Raw genomic sequence first — 19,015 nt, 5'->3', positions numbered from 1 at the left:
AAGAAGCGGCAGATGCATTCTGCTGCTTTTTTTAAGCTTTATATAACAAGAAGGGTTTATGCAGGTGGAAGGTGTCGTTTGTTATAATTATTATTTAATTTCTTAAATGTCAAAAATCCCCCTTACTTTTAAAAAATAAGGGGGAACAGGCAAACCGCTATTTAATCGCCTTACTAACTCTCAATTTCTTCCCTTTAACCGTTGAATTCTCCATCGCTTGTAAAACGAGTGAGCCCTTTCCGTTCAGAATATCAACATACGACATTTGATCGTGGATGGTGATAATGCCGATATCTTCTGCGGTTACTCCAGGGATTTTTGCAATGGTTCCAACAAAGTCAACAGCGCGGATTTTCTTCTTTTTGCCGCCGTTGAAATGAAGCTTCATAATGTCTTGGTTGATTCTGGCTGTTTTATTGTTTCTTACAACTCGACGGCCGCTGAGTTTTTCTTCGAAAGCAGCTTTCCCGCCAGCGATTTCCTCTTCACTCGGAGCTTCTATAATAGGAATCTCAAAGCCGATGTATCTTTCAATGGCTTTGATAAACTTTTCTTCATAAGGTGTAGCAAACGTAATGGCTTTTCCTTTATTGCCGGCACGGCCTGTTCTTCCTGTTCGGTGCACATAGCTTTCTTTTTCCATTGGAACATCATAGTTGATGACGAGATTTACATTATCAATATCAATGCCTCTCGCAGCCACATCGGTGGCTACAAGGTAACGGAAGTTCCCCATTTTAAAGCCTTCCATAACAGCAAAACGGTCTTCTTGTTCAAGTCCGCCGTGAAGCTTCTCACAAGGATATCCGGCTTGATCAAGTTCGCTGAATAGCGTATCTACATGTTCTTTTGTCCGGCAGAATATGAGGCAGCTGTCTGGGTTTTCTGCAATCGTGATGTTCTTAAGAAGTGAGATTTTTTCTTCTTCAGTCACTTCAATTAAACCATGTTCAATTGTATCGGCTGTTACCCCATTTGATTCAATTTCAATATGAGTAGGATGATTCATATATTGATGACAAAGCTTCTCAATATCTGCAGGCAATGTAGCAGAAAACACCATTGTTACCCGATTTGAAGGAAGTGCTTGAATGATGTCTTCCACTTCATCAATGAAACCTCTATTCAGCATCTCATCAGCTTCATCGATAATGAGGTATTTTATTTGATCCAGTTCAAGAGTTTCGCGGTCAATGTGATCCAGAACACGTCCAGGTGTGCCAACAACCACATGTGTTTTTTGCTTCAATTCATCCCTTTGTTTCGAGAAAGGTTCTTTTCCGTATACAGCTACTGCTTTAATGCGTTTAAACCTTCCGATATTCGTCATGTCTTCACGGACTTGAACAGCAAGCTCTCTCGTTGGAGTAAGAATCAGGGCTTGTGGTTTCTTTTCTTCCCATTGGACCATTTCGCAAAGAGGAATACCAAAGGAGGCAGTTTTTCCGCTTCCTGTTTGGGCTTTTACGACAAGGTCTTGATTTTCCAATGCTAATGGTATGACTTTGCTTTGAACTTCTGTTGGATCTTCGTATTTTAAAACGGTTAGTGCTCTCTGTATTTCTTCACTCAGCTGATACTCCGCAAAACGGCTATTACTCATTTTTTAACCTCATTTTTTTGTATTATTGTCATCTATATCATTCTCTTAAAGCCACAATATAATCTGAATATGATTCATTATACTTGAAAAAAGCAGGACAAACCCAAGACTTGCTGCTAAAAAGCCTAAAAGGCACAGAAAGAGGCTTAACTCTGTATCGTTGTTTCTCCTGTTCGATCCATTGATGCTATGAAAGTAAAAAACGAGCAGAAATCTGACTGCTCGCTGTGCAAATAACGGTTTTTCCGCAAATTATATCTATTTTTCTCTATTCACAGACAACAACCTGCCGAGAAAATAGCGCCTTAATCCCTTTATTGGCAACACACCGGTCAACGATCGTAAAACCGGCTTTGGAAATCATCTCATCCATGTCTTCAATTGTGAGAATCACAACTCGATCTGCTATTCTTCTAGCGTTCTTGATGATCGTGAACAGTTCTTCCTCTGTCGCTCGGCAATAGAGGTTGTAAGGCATATCAATGATAGCCACATCATAATGACCTTCTTCGTCGGCAATGTCTTTTATCTTCACTGTTCCGTCAAAGTGAAAATGAGCGATATTTTCTCTGGATCCTTTTACGGCTAAAGGATTGCGGTCGGATCCAACAATAGGAATACCCATGGAGAGTGCTTCGACAAGAACCGTTCCAATTCCGCAGCAAGGATCGATTACGCTGACACCTGCTGGATCTGGAACCGCAATATTTACAACAGCTCTGGCTAGACGTGCGCTTATGGCTGTTGAGTATTCTTGAGGCTTCTTAACATGGTGCAGCCAAACATTCTCATTTTCCTGGTAAATGCCGTAATACCACAGCCCTTTAAACGGTACAATGCCGAAAAGGATATCAGGGTTTTTCATTTTCGCATCAGCATTGACATTCCAGCCAATTTCTCTTTCAATTTGCTGGCGTTCTGCGTATTCTATTTTATCCTCATCAGAAAGATCATTTATTTTCATAAAAATAACCTTAAAGGTTTGGCCGCCCAGTTCGAGCTGTGGAACCTGTTCAGAGATCTCTTGAACAGATTGGCCTGAGAAAAGAATGGAAAGTTTGCTTCTGATAAAAGGGCTTCTGTTTGGGTCTATGTTTTTAGTGCTGATTATAAGGTGGTCTGACTCTTCCCCGAAAATGGCTCGCTGCTCCAGTGCACAGAGCGATTTTTCTTCCCGGCCATGTGTATAGGCATATAGAAATTCTGTTGATTGCAAGTTAAATGTTGTCATGTTTGTTTTTAGCCCTTCTTGGTTCACTGATCAAATACTATAAATCTATTATAGCCTATAAACTCTCTTGAAAACGAAAAAGGTCGTTATATCCTGTTTCCTTCTTTTGTCTGCAGCTGCTCAGCACATCCACAGCACGATTATTTTAAGTGTTTTTAAAAGGTACTGCTCCCCAAAAAGTTTAGATCAATGAAAAAAAGTGCAATATAGCACTGTACAAGAAATAATAGCGACTGGAGGAAATGGAATGATGAATCGTTTTGATGAAAAAGTAGTTATTATTACAGGTGCAGGGTCAGGCTTAGGCTATTCTTCTGCTTTGCAGATTGCAAAAGAAGGAGCGAAGCTTACGCTTGTTGATTTAAATGAAGCTTCATTAGAAGAAACAAAAAGCAAGATATTAGAAGTTGTGCCAAACGCAGAGATGCTTTTGATTACGGCGGATGTGGCTGATGAGAAAGCAGTTGAAAACTTTGTAAATGAAACCGTTCAAAAGTTTGGGAAGATTGATGGCTTCTTTAATAATGCCGGCATTGAAGGAAAACAAAATCTAACAGAGAATTATGGCAGTGATGAGTTTGAGAAAGTAGTAAGCATCAACTTAAATGGTGTCTTCTACGGTATGAAATATGTATTAAAAGTCATGAAAGAACAAGGCTTTGGATCTGTTGTAAATACAGCTTCAGTTGGCGGTATTCGCGGAGTTGGAAACCAATCTGGATATGCAGCAAGTAAGCATGGTGTAGTGGGTTTAACTAGAAACTCAGGGATTGAATATGGCCAGTATGGAGTTACGGTCAAGGCGATTGCTCCTGGGGCAATCATGACACCAATGGTGGAAGGGTCATTGAAACAAATGGATCCTGTTAACTGGGAAGAGGTCGGAAAGCAATTTGTTCAGCCAAACCCAATGAAACGATTCGGTAAACCTGAAGAAGTGGGTTATTTAGTGGCATTCCTGCTATCTGATCAGGCTAACTTCATTAATGCAACGGTTATTCCCATTGATGGCGGACAATCTTATAAATATTAAATTGAAAAGTCCTGCTTCTCAAAAGAGAGAGCAGGACTTTTCTTATAAAAATATCAATTTAACCTTTGAAGTTATTATTATTTCAAATTCTCATTAGCAGCAACATCATCTGCCAGCTTTGAAGCTCCGTCTAAAATAGTTGGACCATACCCAAAGAATTGGTTGAAGTCGATTACCATAATCGCTTTGTTTTTGATGGCATTAATGCTCTGCAGTGCTTCATCGTTATAGAAGCTGTCAATTGTAGCTTGCGTATCAGGACCGCCTGCATAATGAGAAAGGATAAAGATGTCCGGATTAATTTCTACTAATTGTTCTACACTCACTGTTCCTTCACTATCAGCTAAAGCATTTGTTAGATTCAAGTTGTCAAGAATGTCAGCAATAAATGTATAGTCTCCACCTGGATCAGGGGAAATCTTGCCTTCACCGCCATCGAATACATATGCATATGTTAATGGCTTTTCACTGGCTTTTTCTTCAATCGCGCTCTGTTCTTCTTTTAGTTCACTGATATATTCTGCAGCAGCATCTTGAACGTTAAAAATTTTACCAATATCTTCAATATCTTCATATAAACTATCAAGCGTTCCACCAGTTAGACTGGCATGCTGTACAAATGTATTAATGCCTAGTTCATTTAAGCCGGTGATTGAACCAACACCCCATTCGGCATCCTGGAATAGTCCTGCCCGTCCCATTACAAAGTCAGGGTCTGCGCCGACAACAAGTTCCTTGCTGGCATATCCTTCTGAAATGACAGGAATTTTTGCAAAGTCTTCAGCAATTTCAGGATCTGTTTCTCCATATAGTGCAGAAACCCCAACAATTTTGTCTGTTAATCCTAAGTGAACTAAAATTTCAGCCATACCTTGTGTATTGGCTACTACTTTACTTGGTGCTTCCTCAAATGTTTGAGAATGTGTTTCATATGTAACGCCATCGGTTGTTAAATAGTTATCAATTGTAAGCGGGTACTGTGTTTCGTTTGAATCGGATGCAGCTGTTTCTTCTGTATTTGTCTCTTCTTCTGTGTTTGAGCTATCAGCTGAATTTGATTGCTCCGGATTTGAGCAGCCAACTAACAGGAATAAAACGAATGCGAACACTAACCATGAGAATTTTTTCATATTTCCTCCACCTTTTGAGTTTTATAGTTTGAAAGGCTAATTGACAATGATAATCTTTCTCGATTAGTATAGAGGAAGAGATTCATTTTGACAATCTTTTCTTTTGGAGGAAATGAAAGTGGACCATCATTCAAGCAAAGGCTTTGTGCAATCAAAAACGTTTTTGGCAATGATCTATTCTGGCGCTATTATCATTCTTTTATTATCTATTGTGATGGGCGTTTCACTAGGACAAGTGGATATCCCTTTCTCAGAATCATTTAGAATATTAGTTCATAAAATGTTTGGCGGTGGAGAAATCGAAAATGGATCCAGTGTTAATATCATATGGAGCATACGGTTTCCGCGTGTTTTAATGGCTTTGCTTGTAGGAGCTGCTCTGGCACTTTGTGGTGCGATTATGCAGGCGACTGTCCAAAATCCTCTAGCTGACCCATATATTCTGGGAATTTCTTCAGGAGCCACATTAGGTGCAACATTCGCCGTACTGATCGGTTTTGGTGCAGGCACGATCTTTTCTCAGTTTGGTTTAGCATTTGGTGCGTTTGCGGGAGCACTTCTTGCCAGCGTGTTTGTCCTTACCTTCTCGAGCATAGGCGGGAAGATGACTTCCGTTAAATTAGTACTAATGGGAATGGTGATTAATGCTCTATTTTCCGCGTTTTCAAACTTTATTATTTATATTGCCAATAATGCTGAGGGCATCCGGACGATTACTTTTTGGAGCATGGGAAGCCTTGCCAGTGCTCGCTGGAGTGAAATACCGCTTCTCACAATCATCGTACTAATAGGGATTATTTATTTTCTTATTCAATCAAGGAATTTAAATACGATGCTGCTTGGAGATGAAGCAGCCGTTACTCTGGGCATCAATTTAAGTACATACAGAAGAATTTATATGACCATTACGGCGATTTTAACTGGAATTACGGTTGCCTCTGTAGGAATGGTTGGATTTGTCGGACTGATCATTCCACATTTAATTAGAAGTATTGTCGGTTCTGATCATCGAAAACTGCTTCCGGCTGCCATTTTATTTGGATCTATTTTTCTCATCTGGGCAGATATTTTTGCCCGCATCATTCTGCCATCAGTGGAACTGCCGATCGGAGTTGTCACCGCCATGATTGGTGCGCCAATGTTTATGTACATGCTGATTAAAAAAGGATATGGATTCGGAGGGAATTAAATTGAATCTGCAGGTTGAAAACATTTCAATTGAAATTGGGAAAAAGCAAATTGTTGATGACATCTCACTTCGTGTAAACAGCCAGCAATTCGTTGGTATTCTTGGTCCAAATGGGTGCGGTAAATCAACCCTGCTCAAAAGCATCTATAAGGTTTTATCACCAAATAAAGGGTACGTAAAGCTTGGTGAAATGGATGTACTAAAGGAGAAGTCGAAGAAAATTGCTAAACATCTAGGCGTAGTAGGTCAATTCAATGAAATCAGCTTTGATTTTACAGTGGAACAAATGGTGATGATGGGCAGGACGCCTCATAAAAAACTATTAGATTCTGAAGCAAAAAAAGATCATGAAATGGTAGAGCAGGCATTAAAAACAGTAAATCTATTAGCTTATAAGAATCGCAGTTTCTTAACATTATCGGGCGGAGAAAAACAAAGGGTCATCCTGGCACGGGTATTAGCTCAAGAACCGAAGTTTTTAATTTTAGATGAACCGACCAATCATTTAGATGTTAAATATCAGATTGAAATCATCAAAATGGTCAAGCAGATCAATATCGGTACGTTAGCTGCTCTGCATGATTTAACGTTAGCTGGATCGTATTGTGATTATTTATATTTACTGAAAAATGGATCGGTCGTCACTTACGGAAAACCGGAAGAGGTTCTTACAAAGGAGAATATTGAATTTGTTTTTGATGTTAAGTGTGAAATTTATCAAAATCCTGTAACTGGCCATATTGGTATAGCTTATTTATAGGTTTTAGAAAAGGCGAAGCAAGGATAATCATATCCTTACTTCGCTTTTAAATAGTGCGATCCGTTATTCCTGCCAGTTTGTATGAAAGCTGCCTTCTAAATCATTTCTTTCATAAGTATGAGCACCGAAATAATCACGCTGTGCCTGGATCATGCTTGCATTGGAAGTCCCTGTCCGGTAGCTGTCGTAATAGGTGAGGGAGGCACCTAAGCTTGGGAATGAGATGCCAGATTGAATGCCCTCACAAACGACTTTTCTCATGTTCCTTTGATACTCTTTTGTTTTCTCAGCAAAATAGGGAGAGATTAATAAATTGGTTAGACTGGAATTCCCTTCATATGCTTCACTTATGATATTTAAAAATTCGGCGCGGATGATGCAGCCGCCGCGGAAAATAAGCGCAATATCCTTTAATGGCAAGTTCCAGCCGTACTGCTCTGAAGTCATTTTATATTGAGTGAACCCTTGGGCGTAAGCACATATTTTTCCCATATATAAAGCTTGTCTGACATGTTCAATCCAAACCTCTTTATCCAGCTCCTGCAGCTCTATGTCAGGAAGAGACAAAATGGTTTCGGCAGTCATTCGTTCTTCTTTTAAAGAAGAGAGGTAACGAGCGAATAGCGATTCTGTAATGATCGAGTTTGGAATTCCATGATCGATCGCTTGAATGCTTGTCCATTTGCCGGTTCCTTTTTGCCCGGCTTTATCAAGGATCACCTGTATTAGCGGCAAGCCGGTCACATCATCTTTTTTTCGTAAAATATCAGCGGTAATTTCAATTAGATAGCTTTTTAGTTCTCCCTCATTCCAGGATTCGAAAATATCAGCAATTTCCTCAACAGATAACCCTAACCGATTTTTTAAAAAAGTATAAGCCTCGGTGATGAGCTGCATGTCTGCATACTCAATCCCGTTATGTACCATTTTGACAAAATGGCCGGCCCCTTTAGGACCCATATAGGCACAGCAAGGTGTACCATCAACCTGTGCAGCGATTTTCGTCAGAATAGGGGCGACTTGTTCATAAGCCTCACGATCTCCGCCAGGCATAATGGAAGGACCTGTTCGAGCTCCTTCTGCGCCGCCTGAAATGCCAATTCCTAAGTATCTGATTCCTTTTCCTTGCAGTTCATCATATCTGCGTTCTGTATCTTCATAATGAGAGTTGCCGCCGTCCATGATGACATCTCCTTCCTCCAGAAAAGGAGTTAAGCTTGCAATGACCTCATCAATCGCTCTGCCTGCTGTTACCATCAAGAAAACCTTCCGCGGTTTTTCTAAAGATTGTACAAAAGCTTCAATGTTATAGAAGGGACGAATGGTTTGTCCTTCTAGCTTTTCCATAAGCTGATCCGTTAGGTCACTTGTATAATTATAAACACCTACTGGTTCTCCCTTATCCGCCATATTCAGGGCAAGATTACCGCCCATAACACCTAAACCGATCACACCAATTGTATTCAACATAGCTACTGCTCCTTTTTCTTGATGAATAGGCAGTAACATCTGCAAATAGTTACTGCCAAAATAAGCTTTATACTAAAATTATTTCTATTTTCACTGTGCACTATGAGGAGGTTATGAAAAAACCTTTTACTGAGGTTTTATTAAGCCTCTCTGATATTGGGCAATACGCGTATAATCCTCTTCTAATACTTTGGACAAGCTGATAAATATCGGAATCAATTGTCTGTATTCCTTTGATGCCTCTTCCATAGGTGTATGTTTAAAGGTGCTGCCAACCATATCAGAAACACGCTCAAATGAGTCAATTTTTCCTGTCGCATATAAGCCTAAAAGACATGCACCAAGACATGAGCTTTCGTAGCTTTCTGGCACCGCTACTTCTGTTCCAAAGATGTCGGCCATCATTTGTCTCCAAACTTCTGAGCGTGCAAATCCGCCTGTTGCCTGAATGCGGGTAACCGGGCTATCCATACATGCTGTGAGTGCCAAAAAGACAGTATATAGATTGTAAACAACCCCTTCTAAGGCTGCTCGAATCATATGTTCTTTTTTATGTGATAGTGTTAAACCGAAGAATGATCCGCGCACATCGGGATTCCATAAGGGAGCACGTTCACCTGCAAGGTATGGATGGAATAAGAGACCATCTGACCCTGGTCTTACTCGTTCTGCAATCTTCGTTAATACATCGTAAGGATCAATGCCCAGCCTTTTCGCCGTTTCAACTTCTGATGCTGCAAGCTCATCCCGAATCCAGCGCAGAACCATGCCGCCATTATTGACCGGTCCGCCAATGACCCAATGCTTCTCCGTTAAGGCATAACAGAAGATTCGTTCTCTATCATCTGTTTTCGGCTTATCAATAATCGTCCGGATGGCACCGCTTGTCCCAATCGTGACCGCAATTTCCCCTTTTCGGATTGCGTTGACACCGAGATTTGAGAGAACTCCGTCACTGGCCCCAATGACAAAAGGAGTCTCAGGATCAATCCCCATTTGTTTCGCTAGAGCTGGATCACAGCCTTTAAAAATTTTAGTCGTTGGCACGAGTTCTGATAACTGAGCAGATGTGATGCCAGCAACCTCTAATGCTTCTTGATCCCAATCGAGTTTTTCAAGATTCATCAAGCCCATGCACGATGCAATCGAATGATCGACAGCATACTGATCAAAGAGTCTTTTAAAAATATATTCTTTAATGCCGATGTATTTTTTCGTTCCCAGAGCAATTTCAGGATGTTCATGGACCAGCCAGGCTATTTTGCTTAAAGGTGACATAGGGTGAATTGGCGTCCCGGTTCGTTTATAAATGGCATGACCATTTAACTCATTCTTAATTCTATGAGCCCATGCTTCACTGCGGTTGTCTGCCCACGTAATGACAGGCGTAAGGGGCTCGTCATTTTTATCCATTGCGATGACACTGTGCATGGCACTGCTAAAAGAGATAAACGATAGCTTCTTATCATTGTGCTGCTTCATAATATTCGAAACAGCTTGCAGTACAGCTTTAAAGATTTCATCCGGATCCTGTTCAGCTGTTGTTATATCTGGAGTGTATAGTGGGTAGCCAATATTTTCAGCTTGAATAACTTGCCCGTTTTCACTAAATAAAACGGCTTTGGTGCTAGTGGTGCCGATATCAATTCCTAGCATATAGGTAGTCACCTTTTTGCTCACCTCAATTTCTCTAATTCAATAGAAAAGGCGAAAAATGAACTTACACTTTTTCGCCTTTTCTCAGTTTATTTATTGTTTAGTGTAACTCAGGCCAGTAGCCTTTATTTGCTTCAATTAGATCATCCAGTATTTCTTTTGCTACTTTTGCACTTGGCACTGTTTTTGAAAGTGTTAGAGCCTGCCATAATTTCTGATAGCTGCCTTCAATATACGCTTCAACGACTAATTTTTCAACCGTCACCTGCTGATACATTAAGGCTCTCTGGAATTCAGGAATCTTACCTTGGCTTAGTGGCTCTGGGCCGTTGCTTCCTACGATACATGGAACCTCAACCATTGCGTCATCATCAAAGTTTGCGATGGTTCCATTGTTTTCTACGATCAGAAGCATTCTTTCATGTGTATTGAAGGCAATCGCACGAGCTAGATCGACAACAAAGGTAGCGTGAGCACCCATTTCAAATTCACAGCCTTCAGAAGTTCCATTTTCAATGATTGTTTTTGCCATAGAGAAGACGGTCTTTTCTCTGCCAGCAATGACTTCATTTGCTCTTGTGTGATCTGGGTTTGAATGCTCCACCACATAATCAGGATATAAATAGTATTTTAAATACGTGTTTGGCAAGAATCTTGGATCTACTGCTAATAGATCTTTTGCTTTCTTATGTGTATCCTGCCAGCTTGCATCTGTATGCTGTGTGTCCACTTCTTTTTGCGTCAGATAGCCATGTTCAGCCACATAATCACGTATTGCCGGTAAATATTCATTGCCTTCTTTATCTTTGATGCTTGTCCACCAGCCAAAGTGGTTCAATCCGAAATAGCGGACTTCTAAATCCTGTGGCTCTTTGTCAATGATATGTGAGATTCTGCGCAGTGTTCCTACAGGCATATCACAGATGTTCAATACCTTTGAATTCGGGCGAAGAACGCGGCAAGCTTCTGCTACAATCGCTGCAGGGTTTGAATAGTTCAGCATCCAGCAGTCTGGTGAATATTTCTCCATTAAATCAATCATCTCAATCATATCACCGATGCTTCTCATTCCGTAAGCAATTCCGCCAGGACCGCAAGTTTCTTGGCCAAGAACACCATGTTTTAATGGGATTTTTTCATCTTTCTCTCGCATTTCATATTTTCCAGTGCGAATGTGTGCAAAGCAGAAGTCTACATCCGTGAAGGCTTCCTCTGGATCTGTTGTAAAACTGAACTCAATATCCGGTGCTTTTTCTCTCATCACAATGTCCAGTGCATCCCCAAGCATAGCCTGTCTTTCACCATCATTGTCATATAGTTTTAACGTGCGAAGGGGAAAACGATCCAGATTATCTAATAGCATCATAACAATCCCTGGTGTATAAGTACTTCCTCCGCCTGCGATGACAACTGAAAATTTCTTCATGTATCTCCATTCCCTTCTGATTTTAATGTTTTATTGCTGTTTCATGTGAAACATTTTGATTTATTCCGTTCCTTCTAACCCTAAATAGTTATCAACTGCTTTTCGTACACTTGTTACCTGCAAACCGTAAACAACTTGAACGTTTTTATCTTTAATGATGACGCCATTGGCACCTGTCTGACCTTTTAATACAGCTTCATCTACTAATTCAGGCTTATCTACTGTTAAGCGAAGTCTTGTATAGCAATTGGTGACAGTTTGAATATTTTCCGCTCCGCCTAAAGCATTGACGATCACGCCTGCGAGTCCGTCATCTCCCTGTGCTGCTGGAGTTTCTTGTTTATCTTTTGTTTTGCTTTCATTGTATTCTTTCTTTGAATAAAGCTTTGTTTCATTTCCTTCATCTTCTCTTCCGATCGTTTTGAATTTAAACTTTGTGATTAAGAAGCGGAAGATGACATAGTAAGCAACAAAGAACATTAATCCGACTACAATGTACATCGGCCAGCTTGTTTTTTCGATTCCAAGCGGCAGGTTGAATAATAGGAAGTCAATCATTCCGTTTGGACCGATTGCTCTAACATCAAATAGATTTAACACAACGAAACTTAATCCGCTTAATCCAGCGTGCACAACGAATAACAGTGGTGCAACAAACATGAATGAGAATTCAATTGGTTCTGTAACTCCAGCGATAAAAGATGTAACAGCAGCTGGAATTAAGATGGCTTTTACCTTACCTTTATTTTCAGGTTTAGCTGTGTGGTACATCGCCAGACATGCCCCAAGTAAACCAAACATCTTCGAAATACCGCGTGCATCCCAGATGACACTTTCTGAAAGAACTTTGACAGTTGGATCCGCAATTTCTGCATAATAGATATTTCTTGCACCTTCAAATAATTGCCCGCCAACTTCTACTGCACCGCCTAGAGAGGTGTATAAGAAAGGCGTATAAATCAGATGGTGAAGACCTGTTGGAATTAATAGACGCTCCAATGCTCCATATAAGAAGAGACCAAAGTTGCCGCTGTGATTGATCAATGTTCCAAGGCTGTTTATTCCTGACTGGAAGAACGGCCAGATAAAGGTGAGTGCAATCGATAATAGAACAACTACAGGAATCAGCACGATAAAGGCAAAGCGAGAGCCTCCGTATATTTGAAAAGCACCTTTAAATTCTTTATCTGCAAATTTATTAAAGACGATAGCGGTTACAATTCCGAGAATAATTCCTAGGAAAACACCCATATCCAGGATTTGAACACCTAAGACAAGGGTTTGTCCTGAACCTTGCAGAGAATCACCTTCAAAAAGGACTCCGCTTAATTCCATAAATTTATTCATTGCGTTAACGAATACTAAATAGCCTAAAAGTGCCGTAAAACCAGCAACAGCCTTGTCGCGATTCGCTAAACCGACAGTTATACCAACACAGAAAATGAGTCCAAGGTTACCGAGGATTGAAACCAATGATCCTGTTAAGATCGATCCAAACCCTGTAGTAATCGGGTTATCTAAAAAAGGAATAACTTCTAGAAGCCTTGCATTGGTAAATAAATTTCCAAATGCGATTAATATACCTGCAATCGGCAAAATAAGTACGGGAATGAACATGGCTTTGGAAAAGCGCTGCATTCCTTCCATCATTTTGGCTTTCATCTTGCCGCCTCCTTACCTTTATGTGATTTTTTTGATGTGTTTAGATTACAATGTAAGCGCTTGTAAGTCGATGGTTTTGCCACGATAAAAAACGTGTTTCACATCTAGAAACACGTTTCGTCACTATACTATCAGAAAAAATAATTGAGCATCGGAGAAGAAAATCCAACGTAATGGCTCAGTTTAGGAATGTAGTATAAGTGCAACTAGACCTCTGTCTGCGTTCTTTTAAGACTTGCCAATCGGCAAGTTTTCTATTTGTCTTTTGCAGTGAGATGGGAAATATATTGTTTAAAAATAAATTCAAACAATAGCAGCAGGCTTGGAAAGAAGCTGCTTGGCAGCATATTGCGATCATCAAGCTTATTTGGATCTGTTATTTTAAAATTCAAATCAGAAAGCTCGGCGACTCTATTTTCTGTTTCCTTTGTGAAGGAGGCTGTAAAAATATCATGCTCTTTAGCTGCCTGCAGTTTATTGATCACCAGCTGTGTTTCACCGGATTTGCTGATCACTACTAAAGCACCAATATCCTCAAGGTTATTTTCAAAGACACCAATGGAATCTGTACCGCTCGAAAAAATAGTCTTCCTGCCTAATACAAGCAGCTTCTTATAAAAATAATCTGCGGCAATAGCTGAAAAACCGGTCGCATAAATAAAAATATATTTGTGCTTAAGATTCAGCACTTTACTGATAAATATTTCAAAATCCTCCAGTGTGTTATGAGTTAAAAAGTCATTTTGGCTAATATGTAAACAGTCTTCAAGTTCATTGCTCTCAGGACTTTCCACTTTATTGATCATGGGCAGGAGGTGATAATACAGATCGACAAATCCTGTATAGCCCATTTTTTTTGATAGTCGGATAATTGTTGCAGGAGACGTGAAATTTTCTTTGGCAATTTCCCGGACTCCTTTTTGTAAAACGTGGTCAATATTATGAATGATGTATTGAAGGATCTGCACATCTAATTCCGTTAAATTTTTCCCTTGGATCATTTTGCTGATATCAATCAATTGGACTCACTCTTTCTTCGCCTTCTTGGAATCGTTTTATTTTACTTTACCACAAATAGAGAAGAATAACCGATGAAGGAATGATGGTCTTCAGCAAATATAAGTACGTACTTTAGAAAGGCATTTTCTATTTATGCTGCCATAAATGGACCGCGGGAATTAAGCATAATTCTTCGCGATTTCCAGTAAATAATGACGAAATTCTTCAACATAGGATTTTGGTTCAATAATCGTAAGGTTTGTACCGAAACCTGCTAAAAATTGAAATCCTATCGTATTCTGAGGAACATGAATGGTAGCAAGAAGGCGCTGTGCGGGATCGATTTCAATACTCTCTCGGCCATACCTTTCTATGAAATGATCTTGTATGGCAGGAGAAATGATCGCCTTTATAGTGATTTGCGGATCTTGATAACTCGTATGAGCGTGTTCTGGTGCTAGTTCCCTAGGATGAAAGGTTTGTTCTTCTAAAGCGAGATTGTCGATTCTAGATAATTTAAACGTTCGATAACCCTGCCGCTGGAGACAGAATCCCTTCAAATACCAGCTGCTTTCGCTAAAATGAAGCTGATACGGCTCGACCGTTCGAATGGTGCTAAGACCATTCTTATCTATATAGTCAAAAGTGATCAACTTATGTTCTGCTATTGATTTTTGGCATGTCTTTAAGATTTTTGAGACTTCAGTTCGGCCTTCCCACTTATAAAAAGATAGATGGATTGAATTTTGCTTCGCCAATGGATTAACCATCGCTTCCATCTTTTTAATGGTAAGTTCCACTTCCTCGCTCATAAAAATCTGTTCCAATCCTCCAAGCGCAATCAATATATTTTCTAAGTCAGAGGTATTTAAGAGTCGTTTATCGACCTTGTATTCTTCCATGATCCCGTAGCCGCCATTTACTCCGTGAACCGAGTAGATCGGAATGTTTGATAGGCTCAATGTTTCCATATCACGAAGAATCGTTCTTTTGGAGACGTTAAAAATCTGTGAAAATTCTCTTGTGGAAACAACATCCTTTTTAAGCAAAATCATGATAATCGTTATTAATCGCTCAATCTTCCCCATAACATCACCTTTTTTTATTTATTTAGAAAAGGTGACATACAGCTGTCACCACTAATAAATTATACTTCATTTATCAAAAGAAGGAGGTATAACTATATGTCAGCTATTGTTTATGTAAACTTTGATGGAAACGCAGAAGAGGCAATTGAATTTTATTCGGAGGCACTCAATGCAAGCAAGGTAAAGAAAGTGAAATTCAAAGATTTTCCGCAGGATTCCAATTTTCCAATGCCGGAAAATGAACTTAATATGATCATGGAATCATCCATAGAATTTGCAGGCTGTAAAATCATGATGTCAGATCTATTGCCTTCCATGAAGAGTGTAACAGGTGAATTGGTGAAAGGAAGTAATGTCCTGATTAGTCTAGTGATGGATGATAAAAATTTATTAGAGCAATACTTTAAGAATCTATCTAAAGGCGGAATTGTAATCATGCCTTTATCGGAAACGCCTTGGTCTTCCTGCTTTGGAATGCTGGTTGATCAATTCGGATTAACCTGGAAATTTAATCGTGACGCAGATCAGTTTCTGGACAGTGTTATTGCGAACAAACAGTAAATAAGAAAACATGGCCTTGCATGAAAGGCCATGTTTTTATTATTTATTAAAGACCGTCATCATTAAATTCCAGTATCGATTCGATTTTACCGGGTATGAACCTTCTCCCCCTGAACCCAAACCTCACGAATATTCTCCGGCCGAACGTTGTACATGATCTTCTGAAAGATATCATACAAATCTTCATTTGGATTAAAAATAGGCAGCTTTGCCGCAGGAGCTTTTGTGTCAATAATTTGTACATCCCATGTATAGCCTTCTTTCAATCGGCCGACTGGAAGGCTGAGGCTTTCTCCACCGCCAGCGGTTGCGAGATAGAATGCTTCATTAATTGTAATGCGTGAGTTTGCTACTCCTCTTTCATCTGCTGGAAAATTTGCGTTAACACCGTCTTCAAGCATTCTTGAAGAGACAACAGCCTGTTTGGCATTATCATATAAACTTGGTGTGGCACCAGCAGAAATATCAGTTCCTAGTCCAATGTCGATCCCCATTCTTCTAAAGCGATAGAGAGGAAGGACGCTGTTGGCAAAATAGGCATTTGATAAGGGACAATGAGCAATAGCGGTGCCTGTTTCAGCGAATAAAGCAGCGTCCTCATCACTAAGGAAATTACTATGAGCCATGACCGATTTATCACTTAGTAATCCAAAGTCATGTAACGCAAAGGCATCATGTTTGTTAAATCTTTCTTTTACATGTTGATGTGCCCAATCACTTTCACTGCAATGAGATTGAATATGGGTATCGTATTTAAGAGCCAATTCGCCTAAGCCTTTTAATGCCTCATCGGAACAGCTGGGAATAAAGCGAGGTGTCACAACTGGATACACACCTTGTTTTACTGTTTTGTTCAGTTCTTTTACTGCTAAAATAAACTCTTCTGTCTCTCTAAGTGCGGTTTCGGCATCTTGGTCTCGGTAATAGGATGGGTTTTGTTCAGGGTCGTCCATAACAACCTTTCCTACTAATCCGCGCTGTCCTTTTTGTGCGCATATTTCTGCCAATAATAGACTGGCTTCCTTATGCACGGTCGCGAAGTAAAGAGCAGTAGTTGTGCCATTTGCCAGCAGTGTGTCTACTAAATTTCCATAAACACTTTGGGCAAAGTCTAAATCCGTGTATTTAGCTTCTAAAGGAAACGTGTACGTATTCAGCCAATCATATAAGGGAAGGTCCTGAGCCGTTCCTGATTGAGCCCATTGCGGAGCATGAACATGTAAATCCACAAAACCAGGCAGGAGATAGTGCCCATCATCCAAAACATGAAAGTGATCTTTCCCCTTATGAGTCTCAATCAATTGCTGATATTCTTCATCTAGTGGTGCAACGATCTTATCAATCATGCCATTATGATTAATGCAAAAAAGATAATCTTTTAGAATACTTATTTTCTCTGGTGAATCACTTGTGAAAGCAGTTCCAACAAAAATTCGCGGATAATTATTCATAATTACCTTCCTAATGTTCGTATTTTGTGTTATCATCGTGATTATAGTGAAATAGTAACACTTTTTCTCTATAAAAACACGAATTATATCTATGAAAATTAAATATTGTTTTTCATATAATCGTAGGAATATGGCCTACAAGTTTCTACCTGTTTACCGTAAATAAACAGGCTATGAAAAGCAGAGACAGGATCAATTTCTTTAATGGAATTTGTCCTTCTTTCGTATTTCGCTAAGGCTCGAAGTACATGCTTTTCTATTTTCAGAAGCATGTATTTCGAGCTTTTTTTGTATGTTCAGTTTTGCTGGAAAGAAATCATAATGCCTTTTTAAAAGGCAGCATAAGAAATAGCCTTAATAAAAAAATCAAATCCTAGTAGGAGGATGACAAAATGGAGAGTACTACGAATCATTTAGAGTCTGCCAGCAATGATGGGCAGCAGAAAAGAGAGGTTACCTTCTCGCAATCATTATTCCTTGGTCTGCAGCAGGTTCTAGCAATGGACCTGTTTATCCCGCCGGTTATTTTAGCTGGAATGTTATCCTTTTCTGTTACAGATAGCACAATGCTGATTCAAATGACCTTCCTTGCCTGCGGAATTGCAACGATTATTCAAGCGGGTTTAGCCATGAAACTGCCTGTTATGCAGGGGCCTTCCTTTGTACCGCTTAGTGCATTGGCTGCCATTGGTACGACTTCAGGAATTGGTGTAATGATCGGCAGCTTAATACCAGGTGCCATATTAATTGCTTTATTGGGTAATCCGCTCAAAGTGTTTAGTAAAGTGGTAAGAAAATTTATTCCGCCAATCGTGGCAGGAACCGTTATTGTGGTGGTTGGGCTATCATTGATGCCAAGTGCCATCAATTCGATTTATAGTGCAGAAGGAAGCTTTGGAACAAATATGTTAGTTGCGTGCATAACAGCAGCCATTCTGATTTTTTGTATGTATGTTGGTGAGAAATCAAAAACCAAACTGAAATATATGAAACTCGTATCCGTTATTTTATCACTGGGAATGGGAACTGTTGTTGCTTCGTTTTTTGGATTAGTTGATTTTTCATCTGTTGGAGCATCTGCATGGTTCCAGATGCCAAGTCTTTTTGCATTTGGAATGCCGGAATTTGAACTTCATGCGATCTTAATCATGCTTGCGATTTACTTTATTGTCATGATTGAAACGACCGGAACATGGTTTACAGTAGGAAATGTGACGGATGAAGAGCTTACGGATAAGCGTTTAAATGGCGGAGCATTTGGTGAAGGAATTGGCTGTTTTGTTGGTTCATTCTTTGGCGGAACGCCAGTAACTGGATATTCGTCTAATGCCGGTATTATTGCCATCACAGGAGTGAAGAGCAGAAAGCCGATTATCATGGGCGGTTTTATACTCGTATTGCTTGGAATGATGCCAAAGCTAATGACCGTTATTGCTTGTATTCCAAGTGTTGTAATCAATAGTGTGTTTGCTATCCTTTGTGTCGTTATTATGATGAATGGTTTCAAAGTCATTAAAAACGTGCCATTTACAGAGCGGAATATGCTGGTCATTGGTGTATCGATTATGCTTGCGATGTTTGCAGTGCTGATTCCAGCCAATATTTCTCAAGGACTTCCAGAAATCGTTACTTATTTTGTTTCTTCAGGAACAGCTGTTGGGGCGGTTACGGCTCTCATTCTGAATTTAGTTCTTCCGCAGAAGCTTGATGACACTGAAGTGACAGGCAAAGTCAACGTAACTATAAACTAACATCG

15 protein-coding genes and 1 riboswitch are annotated in these 19,015 nt (G+C 39.8%); of the genes, 5 read left to right on the top strand and 10 right to left on the bottom strand.

Features of this window, described 5'->3' with window-relative positions:
• Positions 1–157 precede the first annotated feature (157 nt).
• Together J1899_RS21875 and J1899_RS21870 are read right to left on the bottom strand one after the other, a co-directional pair.
• Positions 158–1,603, bottom strand: a complete 1,446-nt coding sequence (locus tag J1899_RS21875; RefSeq protein WP_214476739.1) for a DEAD/DEAH box helicase — start codon at positions 1,601–1,603, stop codon at positions 158–160.
• Positions 1,604–1,871: 268 nt separating this feature from the next.
• Positions 1,872–2,834, bottom strand: coding sequence for a TRM11 family SAM-dependent methyltransferase (locus tag J1899_RS21870; protein WP_214476736.1), 963 nt, complete (start codon positions 2,832–2,834; stop codon positions 1,872–1,874).
• 250 nt (positions 2,835–3,084) lie between these two features.
• Here J1899_RS21870 and J1899_RS21865 point away from each other — a divergent pair, with 250 nt between their 5' ends.
• Positions 3,085–3,867 (top strand): SDR family oxidoreductase, encoded by a 783-nt coding sequence (locus J1899_RS21865; RefSeq protein WP_214478977.1) that lies wholly within the window; start codon positions 3,085–3,087, stop codon positions 3,865–3,867.
• A 77-nt stretch (positions 3,868–3,944) separates the two neighbouring features.
• Here the strand turns inward: J1899_RS21865 and J1899_RS21860 are convergent, their stop codons facing one another.
• Entirely contained in the window at positions 3,945–4,997 is a 1,053-nt protein-coding gene (locus J1899_RS21860) for an ABC transporter substrate-binding protein (protein ID WP_214476735.1), read from the bottom strand.
• A 112-nt stretch (positions 4,998–5,109) separates the two neighbouring features.
• Between J1899_RS21860 and J1899_RS21855 the strand changes: the two genes are divergently transcribed.
• Both J1899_RS21855 and J1899_RS21850 read left to right on the top strand, forming a co-directional pair.
• A complete protein-coding gene (locus J1899_RS21855) occupies positions 5,110–6,186 on the top strand; it encodes a FecCD family ABC transporter permease (RefSeq protein WP_066442014.1) in 1,077 nt (358 codons plus the stop codon).
• A 1-nt stretch (position 6,187) separates the two neighbouring features.
• Positions 6,188–6,946, top strand: coding sequence for an ABC transporter ATP-binding protein (locus tag J1899_RS21850; protein WP_214476733.1), 759 nt, complete (start codon positions 6,188–6,190; stop codon positions 6,944–6,946).
• 63 nt (positions 6,947–7,009) lie between these two features.
• Here J1899_RS21850 and gnd read toward each other — a convergent pair whose 3' ends face one another.
• The 6 genes from gnd to J1899_RS21820 form a co-directional block, all read right to left on the bottom strand.
• On the bottom strand, positions 7,010–8,416 hold the full coding sequence (gnd, locus tag J1899_RS21845; protein ID WP_214476731.1) for a decarboxylating NADP(+)-dependent phosphogluconate dehydrogenase: 1,407 nt from the start codon (positions 8,414–8,416) through the stop codon (positions 7,010–7,012).
• Positions 8,417–8,542: 126 nt separating this feature from the next.
• Positions 8,543–10,084 (bottom strand): gluconokinase, encoded by a 1,542-nt coding sequence (gene gntK, locus J1899_RS21840; protein WP_214476728.1) that lies wholly within the window; start codon positions 10,082–10,084, stop codon positions 8,543–8,545.
• 88 nt (positions 10,085–10,172) lie between these two features.
• Entirely contained in the window at positions 10,173–11,498 is a 1,326-nt protein-coding gene (locus J1899_RS21835; RefSeq protein ID WP_066442019.1) for a 6-phospho-alpha-glucosidase, read from the bottom strand.
• 60 nt (positions 11,499–11,558) lie between these two features.
• On the bottom strand, positions 11,559–13,160 hold the full coding sequence (locus J1899_RS21830) for a PTS transporter subunit EIIC (RefSeq protein ID WP_214476726.1): 1,602 nt from the start codon (positions 13,158–13,160) through the stop codon (positions 11,559–11,561).
• Positions 13,161–13,414: 254 nt separating this feature from the next.
• Positions 13,415–14,179, bottom strand: a complete 765-nt coding sequence (locus tag J1899_RS21825; protein ID WP_214476723.1) for a MurR/RpiR family transcriptional regulator — start codon at positions 14,177–14,179, stop codon at positions 13,415–13,417.
• A gap of 159 nt (positions 14,180–14,338) precedes the next feature.
• On the bottom strand, positions 14,339–15,247 hold the full coding sequence (locus tag J1899_RS21820) for a helix-turn-helix transcriptional regulator (protein WP_214476720.1): 909 nt from the start codon (positions 15,245–15,247) through the stop codon (positions 14,339–14,341).
• A 96-nt stretch (positions 15,248–15,343) separates the two neighbouring features.
• Here J1899_RS21820 and J1899_RS21815 point away from each other — a divergent pair, with 96 nt between their 5' ends.
• Positions 15,344–15,808, top strand: a complete 465-nt coding sequence (locus J1899_RS21815; RefSeq protein WP_214476718.1) for a VOC family protein — start codon at positions 15,344–15,346, stop codon at positions 15,806–15,808.
• Positions 15,809–15,894: 86 nt separating this feature from the next.
• On the opposite strand, the gene guaD is transcribed toward J1899_RS21815, so the two are convergent.
• Complete coding sequence (guaD, locus tag J1899_RS21810; protein ID WP_214476714.1) at positions 15,895–17,259, bottom strand: guanine deaminase; 1,365 nt, start codon at positions 17,257–17,259, stop codon at positions 15,895–15,897.
• A gap of 92 nt (positions 17,260–17,351) precedes the next feature.
• A riboswitch (purine riboswitch) is annotated at positions 17,352–17,453 on the top strand.
• Positions 17,454–17,651: 198 nt separating this feature from the next.
• Here guaD and J1899_RS21805 point away from each other — a divergent pair.
• A complete protein-coding gene (locus tag J1899_RS21805; RefSeq protein WP_214476711.1) occupies positions 17,652–19,010 on the top strand; it encodes a nucleobase:cation symporter-2 family protein in 1,359 nt (452 codons plus the stop codon).
• Positions 19,011–19,015 lie beyond the last annotated feature (5 nt).

The organism is Cytobacillus gottheilii, assembly GCF_018582665.1.
Classification (GTDB): Bacteria; Bacillota; Bacilli; order Bacillales; family Cytobacillaceae; genus Cytobacillus; species Cytobacillus gottheilii.
Note: the sequence above shows the minus strand (reverse complement) of the source record. Positions and strands in the feature narration are given on the sequence as shown.